The organism is Serratia grimesii NBRC 13537 (assembly GCF_001590905.1).
In the GTDB taxonomy this organism is placed as follows: domain Bacteria; phylum Pseudomonadota; class Gammaproteobacteria; order Enterobacterales; family Enterobacteriaceae; genus Serratia; species Serratia grimesii.
Map to the genome: position 1 here is coordinate 24,395 of NZ_BCTT01000008.1, position 16,835 is coordinate 41,229.

Annotated in this window: 17 protein-coding genes; 13 read left to right on the forward strand and 4 right to left on the reverse strand. The window is 53.7% G+C overall.

Annotated elements, in window-relative coordinates; genetic code table 11:
- Nucleotides 1–56: 56 nt before the first annotated feature.
- Nucleotides 57–548 carry an arginine repressor gene (locus SGR01S_RS10910; protein WP_037426409.1) on the forward strand — a complete coding sequence of 164 codons (492 nt, stop codon included), beginning with the start codon at nucleotides 57–59 and terminating at the stop codon, nucleotides 546–548.
- Between the two features lie 226 nt (nucleotides 549–774).
- Nucleotides 775–2,343: an ABC transporter substrate-binding protein gene (locus SGR01S_RS10915; protein WP_061807458.1), complete on the forward strand. Its 1,569-nt coding sequence runs from the start codon at nucleotides 775–777 to the stop codon at nucleotides 2,341–2,343.
- A gap of 93 nt (nucleotides 2,344–2,436) precedes the next feature.
- Here SGR01S_RS10915 and SGR01S_RS10920 read toward each other — a convergent pair whose 3' ends face one another.
- The 4 genes from SGR01S_RS10920 to SGR01S_RS10935 all read right to left on the reverse strand — a co-directional run bounded on the left by SGR01S_RS10920 (nucleotide 2,437) and on the right by SGR01S_RS10935 (nucleotide 5,573).
- Complete coding sequence (locus tag SGR01S_RS10920; RefSeq protein WP_037426404.1) at nucleotides 2,437–2,697, reverse strand: Rho-binding antiterminator; 261 nt, start codon at nucleotides 2,695–2,697, stop codon at nucleotides 2,437–2,439.
- Between the two features lie 117 nt (nucleotides 2,698–2,814).
- Nucleotides 2,815–3,213 carry a RidA family protein gene (locus SGR01S_RS10925; RefSeq protein WP_061807459.1) on the reverse strand — a complete coding sequence of 133 codons (399 nt, stop codon included), beginning with the start codon at nucleotides 3,211–3,213 and terminating at the stop codon, nucleotides 2,815–2,817.
- A gap of 17 nt (nucleotides 3,214–3,230) precedes the next feature.
- On the reverse strand, nucleotides 3,231–4,670 hold the full coding sequence (locus tag SGR01S_RS10930) for an N-acyl-D-amino-acid deacylase family protein (RefSeq protein WP_061807460.1): 1,440 nt from the start codon (nucleotides 4,668–4,670) through the stop codon (nucleotides 3,231–3,233).
- 39 nt (nucleotides 4,671–4,709) lie between these two features.
- Nucleotides 4,710–5,573 (reverse strand): MurR/RpiR family transcriptional regulator, encoded by an 864-nt coding sequence (locus SGR01S_RS10935; protein WP_037426393.1) that lies wholly within the window; start codon nucleotides 5,571–5,573, stop codon nucleotides 4,710–4,712.
- Nucleotides 5,574–5,765: 192 nt separating this feature from the next.
- On the opposite strand from SGR01S_RS10935, the gene SGR01S_RS10940 reads away from it, so the two are divergent.
- The 11 genes from SGR01S_RS10940 to SGR01S_RS10990 all read left to right on the forward strand — a co-directional run bounded on the left by SGR01S_RS10940 (nucleotide 5,766) and on the right by SGR01S_RS10990 (nucleotide 16,765).
- The gene (locus SGR01S_RS10940; RefSeq protein ID WP_061807461.1) at nucleotides 5,766–7,007 is read left to right on the forward strand and encodes an amino acid deaminase; all 1,242 of its coding nucleotides are present in this window, start codon (nucleotides 5,766–5,768) and stop codon (nucleotides 7,005–7,007) included.
- 19 nt (nucleotides 7,008–7,026) lie between these two features.
- The gene (locus tag SGR01S_RS10945; RefSeq protein WP_061807462.1) at nucleotides 7,027–7,815 is read left to right on the forward strand and encodes an ABC transporter ATP-binding protein; all 789 of its coding nucleotides are present in this window, start codon (nucleotides 7,027–7,029) and stop codon (nucleotides 7,813–7,815) included.
- 292 nt (nucleotides 7,816–8,107) lie between these two features.
- Nucleotides 8,108–9,064: an ABC transporter substrate-binding protein gene (locus SGR01S_RS10950; RefSeq protein WP_061807463.1), complete on the forward strand. Its 957-nt coding sequence runs from the start codon at nucleotides 8,108–8,110 to the stop codon at nucleotides 9,062–9,064.
- The gene (locus SGR01S_RS10955) at nucleotides 9,064–10,068 is read left to right on the forward strand and encodes a FecCD family ABC transporter permease (protein ID WP_061807464.1); all 1,005 of its coding nucleotides are present in this window, start codon (nucleotides 9,064–9,066) and stop codon (nucleotides 10,066–10,068) included. The genes SGR01S_RS10950 and SGR01S_RS10955 overlap by 1 nt, the downstream gene beginning before the upstream one ends.
- A gap of 443 nt (nucleotides 10,069–10,511) precedes the next feature.
- Nucleotides 10,512–11,447 (forward strand): aspartate carbamoyltransferase, encoded by a 936-nt coding sequence (gene pyrB, locus SGR01S_RS10960; protein ID WP_037426380.1) that lies wholly within the window; start codon nucleotides 10,512–10,514, stop codon nucleotides 11,445–11,447.
- A 12-nt stretch (nucleotides 11,448–11,459) separates the two neighbouring features.
- Complete coding sequence (pyrI, locus tag SGR01S_RS10965) at nucleotides 11,460–11,924, forward strand: aspartate carbamoyltransferase regulatory subunit (RefSeq protein WP_020825003.1); 465 nt, start codon at nucleotides 11,460–11,462, stop codon at nucleotides 11,922–11,924.
- A gap of 221 nt (nucleotides 11,925–12,145) precedes the next feature.
- On the forward strand, nucleotides 12,146–12,532 hold the full coding sequence (gene ridA, locus SGR01S_RS10970) for a 2-iminobutanoate/2-iminopropanoate deaminase (protein ID WP_017891419.1): 387 nt from the start codon (nucleotides 12,146–12,148) through the stop codon (nucleotides 12,530–12,532).
- Between the two features lie 278 nt (nucleotides 12,533–12,810).
- Nucleotides 12,811–14,247, forward strand: coding sequence for a circularly permuted type 2 ATP-grasp protein (locus SGR01S_RS10975; protein WP_037426416.1), 1,437 nt, complete (start codon nucleotides 12,811–12,813; stop codon nucleotides 14,245–14,247).
- Nucleotides 14,241–15,170, forward strand: coding sequence for an alpha-E domain-containing protein (locus SGR01S_RS10980; RefSeq protein ID WP_037426377.1), 930 nt, complete (start codon nucleotides 14,241–14,243; stop codon nucleotides 15,168–15,170). The genes SGR01S_RS10975 and SGR01S_RS10980 overlap by 7 nt, the downstream gene beginning before the upstream one ends.
- The gene (locus tag SGR01S_RS10985; RefSeq protein ID WP_061807465.1) at nucleotides 15,167–15,961 is read left to right on the forward strand and encodes a transglutaminase family protein; all 795 of its coding nucleotides are present in this window, start codon (nucleotides 15,167–15,169) and stop codon (nucleotides 15,959–15,961) included. Before SGR01S_RS10980 ends, SGR01S_RS10985 begins: the two co-directional genes overlap by 4 nt.
- Nucleotides 15,962–16,036: 75 nt before the next feature.
- Nucleotides 16,037–16,765 carry a proteasome-type protease gene (locus tag SGR01S_RS10990; RefSeq protein WP_037426375.1) on the forward strand — a complete coding sequence of 243 codons (729 nt, stop codon included), beginning with the start codon at nucleotides 16,037–16,039 and terminating at the stop codon, nucleotides 16,763–16,765.
- Nucleotides 16,766–16,835: the final 70 nt, after the last annotated feature.

Below are 16,835 nucleotides of genomic sequence, written 5' to 3' on the forward strand. Positions count from 1 at the left end.
CTTCATTGCATTGATTTATATAGAGTTGTCACTCATTTTTAAACCAAGGCAACATAATGGCGAATAAAATAGAAACCCTGTGGGAGAAAGAACAACGGAAACTGGCATTGTGCCGCAAGCTGGTCGTAAGCCAACGCTATTCATCACAGGAGGAAATCCGCAGTGAAATGATACGAGGGGGTTATCCAGGCATCAGTCAGTCGACCGTTTCCCGTCTGCTGAAAGCACTGGGGGTAATGAAGGTGCAAAACGCCAAAGGGAAAAAGGTCTACTCTCTTAATGCGCTGCATCATCCAGCCCCGTGTATCAGCGAGCCGTTGTCAGCCATGCTGATTGATGTCGAGCATAACGACAATTTTGTGCTGATCCACATGAATTCTGGCTATGCAAAAGCCATGGCACGCATTATTGATCTTTGCGCCTGGCCCGCCGTATTGGGTGTTATCGCCAGCAGCAATGTGGTGTGGGTCGCACCGCGGGATACCCGCTATGTCGCTCAACTGCATCAACGTCTGAAAGCCTTGCTGGAAACCAGCTCCGCCCTCTGATTGCCCCCAAAGCCCTTTCTCAATGAGGGCTTTATTCCCACCTACGTTAGCGAATCCTTGCCCGCCGTCTTATAGTGTTTTTTGTCATATAAAATAGCCGATTAGCCTTTGTCAGCCATCAGTAAAGGTTCTACCGTGCATGCTGACGGCGAAAACGCTGCGAAAACCAATGATAACAATGCGTTCTCGGCACCGGAGATCACGGTGCATTTAAGGGAAAACATCAATGAAAGCCAAAGTCCTGCCGCTATTCGTACTTGCTGCTCTGTCTACTACCGCATTGGCCGCGACACCCCCCAACACACTGGTGGTGGTGCAATCGCTGGACGATATTGTCAGCCTCGATCCAGCGGAAGCCAACGAATTGTCCAGCATCCAGACCGTACCAAGCCTGTATCAGCGGTTGGTACAGGCGGATCGCGATGACCCGGCGAAAGTCATACCAGTACTGGCAGAAAGCTGGCAGGGCGATGTCGCGGCGAAAACGCTGACGATAAAATTGCGCCCACAGGCGGTATTCGCTTCCGGTAACCCACTCACTGCCGATGATGTGATCTTTTCCTACAGCCGTGCCGTGAAGATGAACAAATCACCGGCGTTTATCCTTAACGTGCTCGGCTGGCAGCCGGATAACATCGATGCACACCTGAAGAAAATCGATGACCACAGTTTGCAACTGAGCTGGACGGCGAACGTCAGCCCGGCGGTAGCACTGAATATTCTCTCTACGCCTATCGCGTCGATCGTCGACAGCAAGGCAGTGCAATCCAATATCAAAGACGGTGACTATGGCAACGCCTGGCTAAAAATGCACTCTGCGGGTAGCGGGCCATTTAAAATGCGCGTCTATCAACCCCATCAGGCGATTGTGTTGGACGCTAACCCGACGTCGCCGGGCAGTAAGCCACTGTTGAAAAGCATTATCATTAAAAGCGTGCCGGACTCCGCCACCCGTCGCCTGCTGATCCAGCAAGGCGACGCCGACGTGGCGCGTGAGCTTGGCCCGGACCAAACTGTCGCATTGAAGAATCAAGCGGGTGTGAAGGTGCTGGAGATCCCTTCAGCCGAGCAGAACTACCTGGTGTTCAACACCGGTAATACCGCTAACCCCTTGCTGAAAAATCCGGCCTTCTGGGAAGCCGCCCGTTATCTCATTGACTACCAGGGCATCACGAAGGATTTACTGAAAGGCCAATATTTTGTGCATCAGAGCTTCCTGCCCGTCGGGTTGCCGGGTGCACTGAAAGACAATCCGTTCAGCTTCGATCCGGCAAAAGCCAAGGCGATTCTTGCCAAGGCTGGTATCACCAATGCCTCGCTGACGCTGGACGTAGAGAACAAACCGCCGTTTATCACCATCGCGCAGGCGCTACAAGCCAGCTTTGCCGAAGGAGGTGTGAAGGTCGAACTGTTGCCGGCTGCTGGCAGCCAGGTCTATTCACGTGTCCGAGCCAAACAGCATCAGGCAGCGATCCGTTTGTGGATCCCGGACTACTTCGACGCCCACTCCAATGCCAGTGCCTTCGCCTATAACGACGGCAAGACCAGCACCGTCGCAGGCCTCAATGGTTGGCAGATCCCGCAGCTTAGCAAACAGACGCTGGCGGCCGTGGCCGAAGCCGATCCTGCCAAGCGCACCGCGCTGTATACCGCAATGCAGCAGGAGCTACAGCGCAGTTCGCCGTATGTCTTTATCGATCAGGCAAAAACCGAAGTGGTGCTGCGCGATAACGTCAAAGGCTATCAGCAGGGTCTGAATGCCGACATGGTCTATTACGATCGCGTCAGCAAATAAAGGCGGCGTCTTTAAGACGTGGGATAGACGAGGCGGCCAGCGCCGCCTCTTCTATAACGGGGCAATTTTCTTGACCAGGGTAATATCAACTCTTTATTTAAAAACAATGCGATGAGCCGGCTTATTTTTATCCAGATGAGTTATGGCATGAATATAATCAAGACGGATACTCACTCTTTCCCCATCATCATCCAGAATAAGAAACTCGCCGTCGCCAGGCCGTGTCAGCGTGGTGATGGATTTAGCGGTTATTACCTTCCCATCGTCTAACTCAATTTTTAATACCCAAGAATATAAGCAGGCGATTTCCAAATGGTCATGGAGATCGCAATCAATCGGTTGATAGGTATTCATAATACAACCTCTTTTAGCCCATTAGGTCGATGAAGGTGAACCAGGCCCCTCCGTAGGCCTGATTTTTTGCAGCGCATCACACAATGAAACCATTAAACATGATCGTTTCGTCACCCACTAGCGGGTAATGCGTGCAGCGTTATAGCAGGTAATATCCACTTCAACTTTGCAATCCACTACCAAATCCGCGACGGCACAAATACGTGCCGGTGGGTGAGCCGCAAAAAATTCACGGAACACTTTATTGAATGACTGGAAATAACGCGCGTCGGTCAGAATAACCTTAACGTGCACCACATCCTCCAGGCCATATCCCGCTTCCATCATGATATCCAGGCAGTTTTGGATCGCCAGACGGGACTGCTCAATAATCCCACCTTCAACCACTTCACCGTCTTTCATCGGTGTCTGACCGGAAATATACAACCAACCGCCCGCCTCTACTGCTCTGGCAAAAGGCAGGTGCTGCCCACCGGTCCCGGTACCACCGTCAACGCCGTATCTTTTGATCGTCATGCCTTACTCCTGTCGATTTATTTGCCTTGGCGGTGCAAAAACCGCCCGGCGCGCAGGCCAGTAACGGCCTGATGTTCGTAACTGAGTACACCGTTCACCCACACCGCGTCGATCCCGGCGGCGGGTTGCTGAGGATGGCTGAATGTCGCGCTATCTTTCACTTTTAACGCATCAAACAGTACCAAATCGGCGTAATACCCTGTTTTGATCAGCCCGCGCTGTGGCAACTGATAGCGCGCCGCGGACATGCCACTCATTTTGTGCACCGCAACGGTCAAGGGGAACAACCCTTCGTCACGACTGTAATGACCAAGTACCCGCGGAAAGGCGCCCCACAGACGCGGATGTGGCATCGGATCGTTCGGTAAGCCATCCGATCCCACCATGGTCAACGGATAACTCAACACCCGACGCACGTCCTGCTCGTCCATGTTGTAGTAAATCGCCCCTGCCGGCATCAGTCGCTTGCCTGCATCAACCAGGCTCATCGACCAGGTACCGGCGATGTCGCGCAAAGACTGTCCCGCCATCTCTGGATGCGGCTCGGACCAGGTGATGACGATATCGAATTCATCGGTGATCTGTTTTAGATCCAGTGTGGATGAACTGGCAGAATAGGGATAACAGTCACAGGAGACATCCTGCGTCTGGCGTACTTTGTCGAACAGCTTTAGCGTCTCTTGCGTACGGCCCCAGTTTTTGGCTCCCGCGCATTTATGGTGCGAGATCACCACCGGCACCCGGCCATGGCGGCCAATGCGGAATGCCTCATCCATGGCGTCGAGTATGGGTTCAAACTCCGAACGCAGATGGGTGGTGTAAATCCCCTGCTCATCGGCCAGTTCCTCTACCAGCGCCATGACCTCTTCGGTAGGTGCCGAAAACGCTGAAGCGTACGCCAACCCCGTACTCAGCCCCAGCGCGCCTTGTTGCAACGCGGCCCGTAACTGTTCGCGCATGGCAGCAATCTCTTCGCCCGTAGCCGGTCGAAACAGGTCATCCATCTGGTTGCTACGCAACGTGGTATGCCCAATCAGCGTCGCCACGTTCACCGCAGGGGTCACATGTTCAATTTGCTGACGATAGTCAGTAATCGTTGGGTACACGAAGTGCGCCTTCTCTCCCAGCAGGTTCATCGGGTCAGGCACGTGGGTTTTGATCACCGCTCCGGCCGCGCTGATACCACAGTTGCCGACAATCACCGTCGTGACCCCCTGTGAAATCTTCGGCAGCATCTCAGGCATGCGGATCACGTTGGTATCATCATGGGTATGCACGTCAATAAATCCCGGCGACAACACCCGCTCCCGGCCATCGATCACTACCTCAGAATCAGCCTCAATGCAGGGGGCAATCTCGGCAATGCGATCGTCTTTTACCGCAACATCTGCCCGGTATTGCGGCCCACCGCTGCCGTCGATCACCGTGACATTTTTAAACAGATACTGATACCGCATGAATCATCATCCTTCCGTTATTGTCTGTGGGCCACGGGCTCAATCCCCCAACGGCTGTCGATCGGCTCCGCCGCGATGGCTGTCCAACGCCAACTTGATACGGCGCAGCCGGTCTCTGGACTGACGTTTATTCGCCACGGCCAGTGACGTCGCCAACACGTCCACCATCGCCAGCATGGCGTAGCGCGATGTGCTGGGTTTGTAGATGTAATCATTCTCATGCACCACCAGCGGCAGCAACGCGTCAGCTTGCGCCGCAAGTGGCGTTCCAGCAGGTGTGATCGCCACTACTTTGGCACCGTACTGCCGTGCTATGGCCGCACTTTCCACCACGTCTTGCGTGTAACCGCCCAATGACAGCGCCACTACCACATCGTGCTTCGCCACCGCCGCCGCCATCATCCGCACCAACAAACCATCACTCTGCGCCGTCACCGGTAACCCAAGTCGGAACAGGCGATGCTGTACCTCCGCAGCGCATATGGTTGAACCGCCCCCCATGCCTATTGCCACAATTTGCCGGGCATCACTGAGCCACCCCACCGCCTTTGCCAAGGCTGGCTCATCGATCGCCCGCCGGTTGACGTTCAGGACATTGATGATGGTTTCATAAATCCCCTGTATCCCTTCCAGATCAGGCTCTTCATGAATAAATCGCTGCCCGACTGCCAACGACTGCGCCAGTTTGACCTTAAGATCGCGCACATCCTTACACCCCAACATTTTGGCAAAACGCGTGATTGAGGCTTGGCTAACGCTGGCCTGCCGAGCCAGTTCGGCTATCGGTAAGGCGATCACCGCTTGGGTATCGTCCAGGATGAATTGGGCAATGCGTTTTTCGGCGCTACTTAGCTCGATAAAACGCTCCGTAATACGCGAAATAATGTCGATCTCAACACCCATCGCCTCACCTTATAGTGGTTAAAGTTTGTCATTTACAATGCAAAAAAACAGTGGAAGACTACACAAAAAACAGACCTAAAAATGATACTTTGTACCTAAAAACAGAACAGTAAAATTAAAAAACAAATTAAATCAATACCATAAATAAAGATACATAATTCAAAATAGATAGAATACCAAAAGGATAATGTTATGAAATACCAAAAAAATTTCACCGTTACCCACAAAGCCGCCGTGATGCACGCTGACCCAAACAATCCGGCGAACCTGATTAACGAAGATGTCTGCCTGCCCGCTGTCGCCATTAAGCGCAACAGCCTGGAAAGCAATATTGCCTGGATGCAAAGCTATGCCGATGCGCGCGGTGTCTCTCTGGCCCCGCATGGCAAAACCACCATGACACCATGGATCTTCCAGCGTCAGGTGGCACAAGGTGCCTGGGCAATTGGTGTCGGCTCCGCCTGGCAAGCAAAAGTAGCAATGGACGCAGGCGTACCGCGAGTGTTGATGGCCAACCAACTGGTCGGTAGAGCCAACATGCAGCTGATCGCCGAGTTGAAGACTCAGCATCCCAATACGGTTTTCTTTTGCTGTATCGACAGTCTAAGCAATGCGCAGGCCCTCTCAGCCTTTTTCAGTCAACATGGCCAAACGCTGGACGTATTATTGGAATTAGGTGTACCCGGCGGTCGCTGTGGCTGCCGTAGCGTTGTGCAGGCAAAACAGCTGGCGCATGAGATCGCCGCGCTGCCCGGTTTGCGCTTACAAGGTATAGAGTTGTATGAAGGGGTAATGCACGGTGACAACGCCCAGCAAAAAATCGAGCGATTCCTGCGTGATGCTGCCGGCCTGTTGCGTGAACTGCACCAGCAAGGAGTTTTTTCCGGTGAGGAAACCCTCCTGACCGGTGCCGGTTCCTCCTGGTATGACGTGGTTTGCAGCGTCTGGTGCCAAGAAACACTGCCGGCAAACTGCCGCCTGGTGATCCGCCCCGGCTGTTACATCACCCACGATCAGGGGATTTACCAAGACGCGCAAAATGCCGTGTTGGCCCGTGACAGCTACGCCTGTGATCTGGCGGGCGAGTTAACCTCAGCACTGGAATTGATTGCGCTGGTGCAGTCAGTCCCGGAACCGGGCCGGGTTATCGTCAATTTCGGCAAGCGCGATGCCGCTTTCGACGCCGGCTTGCCGCAACCAATCGCCCATTACCGCAGTGGTGTTCAGCAACAGAGCGGCGTCCAGCACCTGACGACCCAGGGGATTATGGATCAGCACGCCATGCTGAGCTGCCCGGCAGAGTTCCCGGTACAGGTCGGCGATATACTGGTGTTCGCCACATCGCACCCGTGCCTGACCTTTGATAAATGGAAAACGTTATTTTTGATTGATGATGATTACAATGTCATCGAAACCATTGAGACATTTTTCTGATAACGGAAAAGGATATTTCATGAATAACCTGCCCACCGACAGTCTTTTATCGGTGAAGAATCTTTCCCTGGCTCGCCCAGGGGAAGCGCCACGGATTAATGGGATCACGTTTACGCTTCAGCAAGGTGAGTCAGTTACCATCATCGGCCCAAACGGCAGTGGAAAATCCACATTACTACGGCTCATTACCTGCGAGTTAACGCCGAGTGACGGTGAAATCCTTTTCCGGGGGGATCGCTTATCCGCCTTAAAACCCCATCAACGCGCCCGCGCTATTGCGTTGCTCACCCAACACGATAACGCTGATTTACGCCTTAAAGTTAACGAGTATGTTGCCCTTGGTCGTCTGCCCTGGCAGGCCGATAGCGTGCAGTCACAGCACCAACGCATTATTGCAAAGGCAATGGATGACGTGGGTATCCGCCATCTGCAACATATGCCGTTGAGTAAGCTTTCTGGTGGTGAACGCCAGCGTGCAGGGTTTGCACGCGTCCTGGCGCAGCAGCCCGTGTTGTTATTGCTTGATGAACCCACTAACCATCTCGATCCACTCGCCCGGCACCAACTGCTGTCGCTGATCCAGCAAAAAAAGATAGCCACGCTAAAAGTGTTGCATGATCTTGAGTTGGTACAGCCCTTTTCTGACAACGTCATCATGATGAATGAAGGCAAGATCGTTTGTTATGGCCGTCCTGATAGCGTGCTGGAGTCAGTGCACCTGCAACAGGTGTTTGGTATGCGATCTCTGCAAGCACGTCACCCGGAAACCGGCAAAGCAATACGTTTCTTCGAGGCGTTACCGACATAATGCCGGTGAAATCATCACAATCGACCGTTGTTTGATCTAACTACATTTGCCATGTGCGTTATTCAGGTATGTTGCCACCCTGATCAACGGGCCAGGTTGCTGGCTTCGGTTTTGCCGATTTAACCCACGCGGTTATCCGGGAAGTGGCGTGATATTTCTCCACCGTCTTCCACGGCTTTAATGCTGACGACACCTTAGACAAGACACCCGCAGGGTGAAGGTTGACGCGAGGCCAGAAACCGACGCCAAAGCGATCTCAATGGTCCTTCGGTGTGATGAATCTGGAGTCGATGTGAAAAAGTTCGCCCTCGCCGCATTACTGATATTCACCTCAGGCAGTGCCGCTGCTTCTGGTTTTCCTGTCACGGTGGACAACTGTGGCCAGCCCCTTACCTTTAACCAACCCCCACAACGTGCCGTTATTCAAGACATTAATATGTCGCAAATGGCGTTTGCCCTGAATTTACAGCCCGCCATTGTCGGTGTCACAGGGATCTCCGGTTGGTATAAAAACATCCCTGAATTCACGCAACAACAGGGCGCTATTCCTGAACTGGCACCGAAATATCCGACGATCGAAAATCTGCTCGCCGTGAGCCCTGATTTGTTCTTCGCCGGCTGGAACTATGGGCTTCGGGGTAACGTGACCCCGCAAGCGCTGGCAAAATTTAATATCAAAACGCTGGTACTGAGTGAAAGCTGTATCCACGTCGACGGCCATCGTCCACGGGCCAGTATGGATTTGCTCTACGACGATATGATCAGGCTCGGTAAAGTATTCGGTAAACAGGAAGATGCGGAGAAACAGGTCAATGGCTGGAAGCAGCAGGTCGTGGATATCCATCGCAAAATTGCGACGCAAAAACCCGTCAAAGTGTTTCTTTACGATTCTGGTGAGGATAAACCCTTTACCAGCGGCGCTTACGCAATGCCAACAGCCATCATTGAGGCCGCGGGAGCGAAGAATGTGATGGATACTCTAAACACCAGTTGGACGACCACCAACTGGGAAAGTGTCGCAGCAACTGAACCTGAATTTATCATCCTGGTGGATTACCAGTCGGAGACGAATCACGATACCGACGTACGACAGCGTTTTCTCGAACAACATCCACTGATGAAGAAAACCCTCGCTGTCATCCACCACCGTTATTTGAAATTAAAATATCAGGAATTGACGCCGGGCCCTGTCAATATTGAGGCTATCCACAAACTGGCTCACGCCCTTTATCCCGCTGCCGTCAGCTAATGTCGGAAACAACGCGTTTTAGGTTGGTCTGGGTCATTGCCCCGCTGTTGTTGGCAGGGCTCATCCTCGCCAATGTCGCACAAGGGAGTGTGGCACTCTCTTTCACTCAGGTGATGGCTGCGCTAGGCATTACCCCTGGTGAGGTGCCGCCAATGATTAAAAGCATTGTGCTGGAACTGCGTTTGCCACGCACCTTGCTCGGGTTGCTGGCAGGTGCCGGGTTGGCGCTGGTCGGTGCACTATTACAAACCACGACCCGTAATGATCTGGCCGATCCGTTCTTATTTGGTCTCTCTTCTGGCGCCTCTGCTGGCGTCGTGCTGGTGATTACCCGCCTCGGTGATAGCCTCGGGGCGTGGACATTACCGGTTTCCTCTTTTGTCGGCGGCATGCTCTCCGCTGCCGTGGTGATGATTATTTTTGTGACGCAATCGCAGAAAGGCACCGAGAAATTGATTATCTGCGGCCTGGCGGTCTCTTTTTTATTCGGCGCCTTCACAAATTATTTGGTGTTTTCCGGTGATCAACGGGCAGCCAGCAGCGTACTCTTCTGGACGTTGGGTGGGCTGGGGTTAGCACGTTGGGACAACCTGATTTTTGCAGTGATAGCGCTGCTGTTACTGGTGATATTGATCGCGTTCCGCTGGCGTTCACTGGATGGCTTACTGGCGGGAGAACAAACCGCAGGCACCCTGGGCATTAACACGAATCGCTTACGCACCGAGGTATTTCTGTGTTGTTCACTGGCGACTGCACTGCTGGTCGCCTTAACCGGAGTCATTGGGTTTGTCGGTTTAATGGTCCCCCACCTGGCACGCCCATTCACCGGCGTCCGTCACCGCCGTCTGCTGCCGCTAGTTGGCATATTGGGGGCTATATTGCTCTCCGCCGGAGATCTCCTAAGCCGTGTCATCATCGCGCCACAGGAACTTCCCATTGGGATTATTACCGCCGGCCTTGGCGGTATTTTCGTGCTGGTTATTTTGCTACGACGAACTCACTGATCCTCGCGCTATTCGCATGTATCTAAAAGCAACACATCAAATCCACCAGCCAATCGATTGCGAAATGACAAAAAATCGGCGTTTTAGCACTTGCAGTGTCCAAAAGCGCGAGTATAATGCGCGACAATTTGCCAGGAGAAAGCATGAAAAACGACGTTTGTTTTGTTAGCCACAACCGACAAAACCGACTGCCAATCGGCAGCCAACTGCCGTTATTTCTCCTGTTGCTAAACCGATCTTTTCAAGCCCCTCGTTGAGGGGCTTTTTTTTGCCTTAAAAAATTATGCCCAATAGATTTCGGGGCGCAGCCAGGCAGCAACCGATGGTATCCCAGGAGCTTAATCAACTAAGTGATTGGGGTAAAAACGAGAAGCCAACGCCGCTGTGGTTCGAAAGATAACGGGCATTCCCGCGCCACGGGCATGCATCGAGGAGAGTGAAAAATGGCCAACCCGCTGTATCACAAAAATATCATCTCTATTAACGATCTCAGCCGCGAGGATCTGGAACTGGTGCTACGCACCGCTGCCAGCCTGAAAGCCAATCCACAGCCTGAACTGCTAAAGCACAAGGTCATTGCCAGTTGCTTCTTTGAAGCATCAACCCGTACCCGCCTGTCATTTGAAACCGCGATGCACCGCCTGGGAGCTTCAGTGGTTGGTTTTGCCGACGGCAGCAACACCTCACTCGGCAAGAAAGGCGAAACCTTGGCTGATACCATCTCGGTGATTGGTACCTACGTCGACGCCATCGTGATGCGCCACCCACAGGAAGGTGCTGCACGACTGGCAACCGAATTCTCCGGGGGTATTCCGGTGCTCAACGCCGGTGACGGCGCCAACCAGCATCCGACACAAACACTGCTCGATCTGTTTACCATTCAAGAAACCCAGGGCCGCCTGAACAATATCAACATTGCTATGGTGGGCGACCTGAAATACGGACGTACCGTGCACTCGCTGGCACAGGCGCTGGCTAAATTTGAAGGCAACCGCTTCTTCTTCATCGCCCCGGACGCGTTGGCCATGCCGACCTATATCCTGAAAATGCTGGAAGAGAAAGGCATCCAATACAGCTTGCACAGCAGCATTGAAGAAGTGGTTCCTGAATTGGATATTCTCTACATGACCCGGGTGCAGAAAGAACGTCTGGATCCTTCCGAATACGCTAACGTGAAGGCGCAGTTCGTCCTGCGTGCAGCGGATCTGGCGGATGCACGCACCAATCTCAAAGTCTTGCACCCACTGCCACGCATTGACGAGATTACCACCGACGTGGATAAAACACCGTACGCCTACTATTTCCAGCAAGCAGGTAACGGTATTTTCGCCCGTCAGGCACTGTTGGCACTGGTATTAAACGCAGATTTGGCTCTTTAAGGGGGAACCGTCATGACTCACGATAATAAACTGCAGGTTGAAGCGATCAAATGCGGTACGGTGATTGACCACATTCCGGCACAGATAGGTTTTAAGCTGTTGACGCTGTTCAAATTGACTGCCACCGATCAGCGCATCACTATCGGCCTGAACCTGCCCTCCAATGAGCTGGGCCGCAAAGACCTGATCAAAATCGAGAACACATTCCTGACGGAACAACAGGCTAACCAATTGGCGATGTATGCTCCCAAAGCCACGGTCAACCGCATCGATAATTACGAAGTGGTGCGTAAACTTACCCTCAGCCTGCCGGATCATATCGACGGCGTGCTGACCTGCCCGAACAGCAACTGCATCAGCCGCAGCGAACCGGTGTCGTCCAGCTTTAGCGTAAAATCCCGCGACGGTGACGTACATCTGAAGTGCCGTTACTGCGAGAAAGAGTTCGAACATCAGGTGGTGTTACAGGCAGACTGAAATATGCCTATTGACCGGGAACGGCGCTGTTAATCTGCTCGCCACTCCCTATAATGAGTCACTGAAGAAAATACCCACGTTTATTACCCAATGGATTTCGAGCCGCAGCGAGGCGGCAAGTGTGGGAATTCCCAGTCACTGACTTAAGTCAGTGACTGGGGTGAGCACACGCAGTCAACAACGCTGCGGTTTGAAAGACGAAGGGTAAATTAGGAGAAAAAATGTCACGTAACATTAGCACTGAACTCGCCCCGGCAGCCATTGGTCCTTACGTGCAGGGCGTTGATCTGGGCAGCATGATCATCACTTCCGGTCAGATCCCGGTTGATCCTAAAACCGGCGCCGTTGCCGACGACGTCGCCGCTCAGGCACGCCAGTCACTGGAAAACGTTAAAGCAATCGTTGAAGCTGCCGGCCTGAAAGTCGCCGATATCGTGAAAACCACGGTTTTCGTCAAAGACCTGAACGATTTCGCCACCGTCAACGCCGCGTACGAAAGCTTCTTTACCGAGCACAGCGCGCCGTTCCCGGCCCGTTCTTGCGTCGAAGTGGCGCGTCTGCCAAAAGACGTGAAAATCGAAATCGAAGCCATCGCCGTTCGTCGTTAATTCCACGACCACGCACGCGACCAACGGTCAGCCCTCGGCTGGCCGTTTTTATTTATTCCAGTTACAGCATGTCCCTCTAATGGCGCGCCACTAACGATCACTCTGGCCCACACTTACCGTAGTTTCGCCCTGTTTTAAGGCAACCTCTTCTTTGACTGCACCTAAAGTGTGCTCTTTATCGGCGAAAAACCGTGGTTTCGCGCCATTTTCGCCCCTTTATCACCTTGGCACATTTTATGCTGGATCCGTTTACAGCCTGCAATGTCGACGAGGTGATGATGCTAAATATCGATCTGTCCGCTTCACCGTTTTTTGATGAGATGCTTCTGGCTGAGGGTAAACACCGGGGTCACTACGAAGCTTACTGGCACTGGCTGCAACAGGCCGATCAAAAGGCCATTCAGCGCAAAAGGGAAGAAGCTGCACTGCTGTTTCACCGAGTGGGGATTACCTTTAATGTCTATGGTGAGGATGATGGTGCCGAACGATTGATCCCGTTTGATAGTGTGCCACGTATCATTCCCGCCAGCGAATGGGCGATGCTCGATCGCGGTATTCGCCAACGCGTCCAGGCGTTAAACGCCTTTCTTCACGACATTTACCACCAACAACACATTCTGAAAGCCGGGATCATTCCGGCAGAACAGGTGCTGGCTAATGATCAATATCAGCCCTGTATGCAAGGCGTCGATCTGCACCGCAATATTTACGCGCACATCGTTGGCGTGGATATGGTGCGCAACGGCGATGGCCAGTATTACGTGCTGGAAGATAACCTGCGTACCCCTTCCGGCGTTTCCTACATGCTGGAAAACCGCAAGATGATGATGCGCCTGTACCCCGAACTGTTCGCCCAGCAACGTATTGCACCGGTGGAGCGCTATCCATCGCACCTGCTGCAAACCCTGCGTGAAAGCTCGCCGATTAACGATCCCACGGTCGTGGTACTGACACCGGGCCGCTTTAACAGCGCCTATTTCGAACACAGTTTCCTGGCACAGCAGATGGGGGTTGAGCTGGTTGAAAGCGCTGATCTATTCGTCAAGGACGGCGCCGTGTTTATGCGTACCACCGCCGGACCATGCAAGGTGGATGTCATTTACCGCCGGGTGGATGACGCTTTCCTCGATCCACTGGCGTTCCGCCCTGACTCAATGCTCGGTGTTCCGGGGCTGCTGTCGGTTTACCGCACCGGCAACGTGGTACTGGCAAACGCCATTGGTACCGGCGTGGCCGACGATAAATCGATCTATCCGTATGTGCCTGACATGGTGCGTTTCTATCTGCAAGAAGAGCCGATCCTCAACAATGTGCCGACCTGGCAATGTCGCCACAAGAATGAGCTGTCGTATGTGCTGGCAAATCTGGATCAGATGGTGGTGAAAGAAGTCCACGGGGCCGGTGGCTACGGCATGTTGATCGGCCCGGCAGCGACCAAAGACGAAATCGCCCATTTCCGCACCTTGCTGTTAGCCAAACCCCATAACTACATTGCGCAAAATACACTGGCGCTGTCGACCTGTCCGACTTTCGTCAACGAAGGCCTGGCCCCACGACATATCGATCTGCGGCCATTTGCCCTCAGCGGTGCCGAAATTCGACTGGTGCCCGGTGGTCTGACACGTGTGGCGCTGGCGCAAGGTTCGCTGGTGGTCAACTCGTCGCAAGGCGGGGGAACCAAGGATACCTGGGTGTTGGAGGACGACGTATGCTGAGCCGAACTGCCAGTGAACTCTATTGGATGGCCCGTTATCTGGAGCGGGCAGAAAGCATTGCCCGGGTGCTCGATGTCACTAATAAGCTGTCGATGATGCCGATCCGCGACAGCGAAGATCAGGATTTGCAGGTGCCACTCAATCTGACCAGTACCGGGCAGTTGTATGCCGCCGCCTATCCCGACCTGACCATGGCCAATCTGGTGAGTTTTTTTGCACTCGACAGCCGCAATCACAGTAGCATTTACAGCTGTCTGCAAATGGGGTGGAACAATGCCCATGCGGTGCGCGGCAGCCTGTCTTCCGAGGTTTGGGAGTGCATTAACGCGACCTGGATCGAGATGAAGCTGATCCGCCGTCAGGGCATCGGTTCGGTGGGCGCAGATGCCTTTTTCGATTGGGTGAAAGAACGCTCACACCTGTTTCGCGGTGCCATGTTTGGCACCCTACTGCGCAGCGATGCCATGTGCTTTATCCGCCTCGGTACCCTGCTGGAACGGGCCGACAGCACCGCACGCCTGCTGGGTGTCAAGAATACCTTGATGGACAGCGACGGCGACCCGGTACGTGAGTATTACCGCATGGACACACTGCTGCGGGCAGTCAGCGCACGCGAAGCCTATCACAGCATCTACAAGCAGCAGCTCAGCCGGGACACCATTGCCGAACTGATGATCTTGCGTAATGAAATCCCGCGCTCCCTGCTGGCCTGCGTCGGCGATATGGTGCAGCAGCTGGAGCAAATTGGCGGTAACCGTTCAAATCAGCCACGCCGGCTGGCACATACACTGCACGCCGAACTGCGTTTCAGCAGCATGAAAGACCTGAATGAGGTTGGGCTGAACGACTGGTTAGAAGCGTTTCTTGGGCAAATTGGCGGTATCGCGGAGAGCGTCCATCACACTTATCTGGAGGCACAATGAAACTGAACATTGAGCACAATACCCATTATACCTACGCCCAACAGGTACAGCGTAGCACCCAGTATCTGCGCCTGACGCCACAGGACTCAGAGCATCAACGCATCATTTCCTGGCAACTGACGCTACCGGAAGATGCGGTATGCACCACTGACGCCTTCGGCAACGTGCTGCATGTACTGACGCTGGACCATCCGCATCAGGCGATTACCATTCAGGCCCATGGCGTGGTGGAGATTGAAGACGGGGCAGAAGATCAGGTCATGGGGCATCTGTCACCGTTGGTCTTTCTGCGCCACAGCCCGTTGACCCAGCCCGACAGTGCGATACAGGCCTTTGCCCTACGCTATTACCAACCACACGCGGTGCTCGACGGGCTGGAACACCTGATGAGCGAACTGTTGCTGAAAATGCCTTACGGCCCAGGTTCCACCAGCGTCACCGACAGTGCTGCCCAAGCCTTCGCGACCGGTACCGGTGTTTGCCAGGATCACACCCATGTGTTTCTGGCCTGCTGCCGCAGCCTGAATATTCCGGCACGCTATGTCAGTGGCTATCTCTACAGCGAAGATTCTAGCCATGTCGCTACTCATGCGTGGGCCGAAGCCTGGGTCGACGAACGCTGGCACAGCTTCGACGTCACCAATAACACCCGTTTGCCAAATCAGCACCTTAAGCTTGCCGTGGGTATCGACTATCTGGACGCATGCCCGGTACGCGGCATACGGTTAGGGGGAGGCTGTGAAAATATGCAGACCATGGCCGAAGTGCAGATGATGCCAACCGGACAATAGCATCTTGCCGAAAACGAAGGTTTACGGCACGCTGGCGTTTGGCGGTGTGCCAGTACTGTTTTGAGGGATTGTGGTATGACCTATTGTGTGGCCATGCGCTTATCATCCGGGCTGGTCTTTGCTTCCGATTCACGCACCAATGCCGGAGTGGACCATATTTCCACCTTCCGCAAACTGCACGTGTTCCAGCAAGACGGTGACCGCATGCTGGTGCTGCAAAGCGCCGGTAATCTGGCAACCACCCAAAGTATCATTAGCCTGCTACAGCGCCGCTGTAAGGATGCCGAGCGCCTAAATCTATTGAACGCACCCAGTCTGTACGAAGCCGCCACGCTGGTGGGCGAAACCGTGCGTGAAGTGATCCAACGCGACAGCGAAGCCCAGCAGAGCGGGAGCACCACCGATTTCAGTTGTAGCCTGTTGCTTGGCGGCCAGATCACGGGCGAAGAGATGCGGTTATTCCATATCTACCCGCAAGGCAATTTTATCGAAGCCACCCGCGATACGCCCTATTTCCAAATTGGCGAAAGTAAGTACGGCAAACCGATTATTGATCGGGTGCTCAATTACGATACCCCGCTGGAACAAGCGATGCAGTGCGCGCTAATCTCCCTCGATTCCACACTACGCAGCAACCTGTCGGTCGGTTTGCCGCTCGACGTGATGATCTACCCACGCGACAGCTTCAGCAGTGCTCAACAATATCGCATCACTGAAGATCATCCGCATTTCAGCGCCATCCGCAGAGGCTGGGGCGAAGGTCTGGTCAGCATTTTCAAACAGTTGCCGCCGTTGCAGCTGTAAGTTTTTGTGAGGGCTCAGCATGCTGAGCCCCTACGCATGCAAAGCCCAACGAAGCAAAGCCCGACGAGGC